The organism is Pseudomonas tremae, from assembly GCF_001401155.1.
Lineage (GTDB): Bacteria > Pseudomonadota > Gammaproteobacteria > Pseudomonadales > Pseudomonadaceae > Aquipseudomonas > Aquipseudomonas tremae.
This window is the reverse complement of sequence record NZ_LJRO01000037.1, coordinates 1-3670: the sequence shown is the minus strand read 5'-3', so window position 1 is coordinate 3670 and position 3670 is coordinate 1. Positions and strand designations below refer to the sequence as shown.

The window sequence follows — 3670 nt, the reverse complement described above, 5'->3', positions numbered from 1 at the left end:
TGGATTCTTGGAGTACTGGGGCTGGCCTCGATTGCTGAATTCTTCACAGAAGGCCTTAAGCCGATAGCTACGGGCTACATTCGTGGGGTTTCCACCGCTTGGAACGGCCCTCGAGAGCGAACCGGCAATCCGTTGAGTTCCTTTTCCGATGACAGCATGGCAGCACAACAAGGTGCGTGGGATATTGCAAGCTCCCATGAGGCCGTAGTGATTCTCCTGCTAAGCGCCATCGTTGCTTATCTGACGCGGGGTCGTGGAAGCGCAGTATGCGTCTGGCGAAGTCATCTAGCAGGTAAATTTGTAGACGACCGACGTGAGTATCCTGACTCTGCGTCGCACTGCCTGAACCACATGGGAGCGGGAATCCTTTGGCACGAGCCTTTCGACTGCCGCTGCCTTAAGGTTTGGACCCCTTGAAATCACTTTTGACATAACATGGCACAAAGTTTAGCTTTCCAAATTCTCCCCCCGAACGCAGGAGCGATGAATGCCTTTATGGACAAGGATTCCCAGTTGGCTCGATATCGAGGCTTATGCCGAACGCCTATTTAGTAAGCGCGGCCTAGCGGAACGCGGAACGGGCATGAATCCTCTCAGCCCACCCAGCTCCATAAATGTACCTAGTATCGATCTGATTTATCGCCGGGTCAGATGTGTCCGCCGAGCTTGTGATTTGGGCGAAAAAGAGGCCGCCAACAGCATCCTGAAGCGCTTTTCTGACCTTGATATTCGAAGCATCCTTGATGAGATGATTAGCGCAGTGGTCGACATGGCCATGATCATTATCGGCAGTGCGTTAACTGGCGCTACGATAGGTGGAGGGATCGGATTACTTGCTGGCGGCATCGGCGCGTTCCCAGGCGCGACGGCAGGAGCACTGGTCGGAGTGCAAGCGGGAACTTGGATTCTTGGAGTACTGGGGCTGGCCTCGATTGCTGAATTCTTCACAGAAGGTCTTAAGCCGATAGCTACGGGCTACATTCGTGGGGTTTCCACCGCTTGGAACGGCCCTCGAGAGCGAACCGGCAATCCGTTGAGTTCCTTTTCCGATGACAGCATGGCAGCACAACAAGGTGCGTGGGATATTGCATGCTCCCATGAGGCCGTAGTGATTCTCCTGCTAAGCGCTATCGTTGCTTATATGACTCGAGGCCGTGGAAACGCAAGGGTGCTCGCAACCGAAATGCGTGGCAGCGAGCGAGGCGCAAAGCTTGGCCAGTGGATGCTCAAGCACGAAGAAGCATTGAAAAAACACCCTGATCTACAAACGGCAGAGCCTCGCAGAGGCGCACTTGGGCCGCAGGAGCCACCACCGAACAGCCCATCTGGAAAAGACAAAGAGCCGCCCAAGGGCAAGCCAAATACTATGCCGCGCCATGACGTCGAATGCTTCAAGGCAGACAAGATGCCGGCCTCTAAAGTCGGAGAGTTCGAGCGGCAATTGAAGGGGCAGGAGGACGGGCTGAATCGGCTGACGGTTGATGAGTATCTAGAGAATATTGCTAATCCGGTGAAACGCAGTCCGGCGGCTGCCAGAACGGCTCGCAAGGATCTGCAAGATCAATTGGAAGAGCGGTTTCAGAATGATTTTCCAGACTTGGATGTACTCGAAGCCGAAGAAGCTGCAATTAAAAAAGCCAAGGAAACGATGGCAAACCTTGCTGGACTGCACAACCCCGATCTGAGTGCTGGTGGCAAGGATATCATCGGCGATTTCGGTGACCGACAGGTTAACTCCAGCATTGGGCCTCAGTGGAGACCAAAAATTCAAAACCTCAAAGCAGCTGCTGAGAAAGTGCCAGAATCCCTGCGAGGCTCAACTTTCCTTAACGTTAAATTACATAAGTGCTGAAGGAGGCATCCGTGGACAAGGTATTTGCTAGGTTTCTAGAGAAGTTTGGTGGCCCTGTCGATCGCCAGGACGTCCCGATGTCAAGTATCGAGCGCTATAGGGGCAAACTGCCTAATCAGCTTCTGGAATACTGGACTGAGCACGGCTGGTGCGGATACGGTGAAGGGATTTTTTGGATAGTGAACCCGCAGGAGTACGAGGGAGTGGTGGCTTCCTGGATTGAGGGGACGGAACTTGAAAAGCGCGACACTTACCACCTGATTGCACGTGGTGCTTTTGGTGACCTATACCTGTGGGGCGAGAAAACGGGATTTTCACTGAAGATAACCAGCGTCTTTTCTAGATGCGTAATCCATGATTTTGAACCCACCCCCGAACAAATGGATCGTAAGCTTCAAGACTTTATCGTGTCCAGAAAAGTGGACTCTAACGATGTAGAAAATTTGTTTAGCCAGGCAAGAAGAAAGCTCGGCACGCTGCGCCATGATGAAATGTATGGTTTTGTTCCAGCGTTAATGCTTGGCGGATCAGCATCTCTTGATCATGTTGAGAAATTAAAAACAGTGGAGCATCTAATCCTGCTGTCCCAGCTCGCAGAGCTTAAGCCATATAGCTTTTAAGGCATGCATGCGGGCATGCCGCCTGAAGTATTTAAGCCAGTGTAAGCGAACTCGCATTACAGGTTGGGTAACGGCAACCAGTTATGCGGCAATAATTCGGAGATCTTACTGGCGCGCTGCGTCGGCAGCCGCGTCAGCACATCTTTGAGATACACATAAGGGTCGTGCCCATTCAAACGTGCAGACTGGATCAAACTCATGATAGCCGCCGCACGTTTTCCGCTGCGTAGCGACCCTGCGAAGAGCCAATTTTTACGTCCAAGAGTAAGCGTCTGCCAAACACATTTTGTTTGATCACCGCTTTCTGCCTGCCTTCAGGGAATTTTCACCGCAGATACCCCGAGCCCTACGAATGGTTATTATGCCTGTGATTACGCTTCGCTTATCAACCTCCTTTTACGGCGCCGCATACGGCAAGAAAAAGTCGTCCCAGTGATGAATATGCTGCATGTCTGGATGATCGCCCAGCGTGACCTCGTGCCCGCAGGCTGGGCCATCAGCAGAGCACTCGACTACCTCCTGAAACGCTGGGCAGCGCTGTCGCGCTATCTTGATGACGGGGCCGTACCCATAGATAACAATTGGGCCGAAAACCAAATCAGACCATGGGCTCTTGGTCGCAACAACTGGCTCCTTGCATGCTCGCTACGCAGTGGAAAACGGGCGGCGGCAATCATTAGTCTGATCCAGACTGCTCGGCTGAATGGTCATGATCCGTATGTTTATCTGAAGGAAATTCTCACGCGCCTGCCGACGCAGCGAGCTAGTGAGATCAGTTGCTACCGCATAAGTGGCAACCGGTTTAATCACGCAAGGCGTGATGGCCGAATGCATACATTTTTGCAGCGCTTCCTTAAGGTTTTCACAATGGAACCCGTCAATGATGATGCGCCACACATTGCTTCGAAACGTTTTACCTTTATGAGGAGTTCAAGATGGGAAATGCATGCGTCAGCGGATCTCGAATGTCGCACCAGGTCTATTCGCCTGACCGTGCAGACACACCTTCTCGAAGCGAGCGCAACACTCCGGATCGCAGGCAGAGATCGGCAGGCGACGCAGAGAGAACTCAAAGCATGCGACTGCAGCAGAAAATAAACGATTTGAAACCTTACGTGCGGCACGCACGAGGTCCAATTAAAGCTTATGGGCAAGCAGCCCTTGACCGTGCTTCAGGAAAGAAGACAAGTGTGAGTTT

Annotated in this window: 2 protein-coding genes and 4 pseudogenes; 5 read left to right on the top strand and 1 reads right to left on the bottom strand. The window is 52.3% G+C overall.

Translation table 11 applies throughout. The features are described 5' to 3' along the window. From ALO43_RS31085 to ALO43_RS02335, 3 genes and pseudogenes are all read left to right on the top strand, one after another. Positions 1-261 (top strand): annotated as a pseudogene (locus ALO43_RS31085) (DUF6861 domain-containing protein); the annotation flags it as partial. Positions 262-487: 226 nt separating this feature from the next. Next, positions 488-1852 (top strand): DUF6861 domain-containing protein, encoded by a 1365-nt coding sequence (locus tag ALO43_RS02340; RefSeq protein WP_054997049.1) that lies wholly within the window; start codon positions 488-490, stop codon positions 1850-1852. Positions 1853-1863: 11 nt separating this feature from the next. Then, positions 1864-2472 (top strand): GAD-like domain-containing protein, encoded by a 609-nt coding sequence (locus tag ALO43_RS02335; protein WP_017685115.1) that lies wholly within the window; start codon positions 1864-1866, stop codon positions 2470-2472. A gap of 56 nt (positions 2473-2528) precedes the next feature. Here ALO43_RS02335 and ALO43_RS02330 read toward each other — a convergent pair. Further along, positions 2529-2735: pseudogene (locus tag ALO43_RS02330) on the bottom strand (transposase domain-containing protein); the annotation flags it as partial. Between the two features lie 136 nt (positions 2736-2871). Here ALO43_RS02330 and ALO43_RS28135 point away from each other — a divergent pair. Together ALO43_RS28135 and ALO43_RS29850 are read left to right on the top strand one after the other, a co-directional pair. Further along, positions 2872-3278: pseudogene (locus ALO43_RS28135) on the top strand (IS66 family transposase); the annotation flags it as partial. 129 nt (positions 3279-3407) lie between these two features. Then, a pseudogene (locus tag ALO43_RS29850) lies at positions 3408-3670 on the top strand (hypothetical protein); the annotation flags it as partial.

Bases quoted from the DNA above. Each gene is read 5' to 3' on its own strand.
- ALO43_RS02340 (WP_054997049.1), top strand. From the start codon at position 488: ATGCCTTTATGGACAAGGATTCCCAGTTGGCTCGATATCGAGGCTTAT.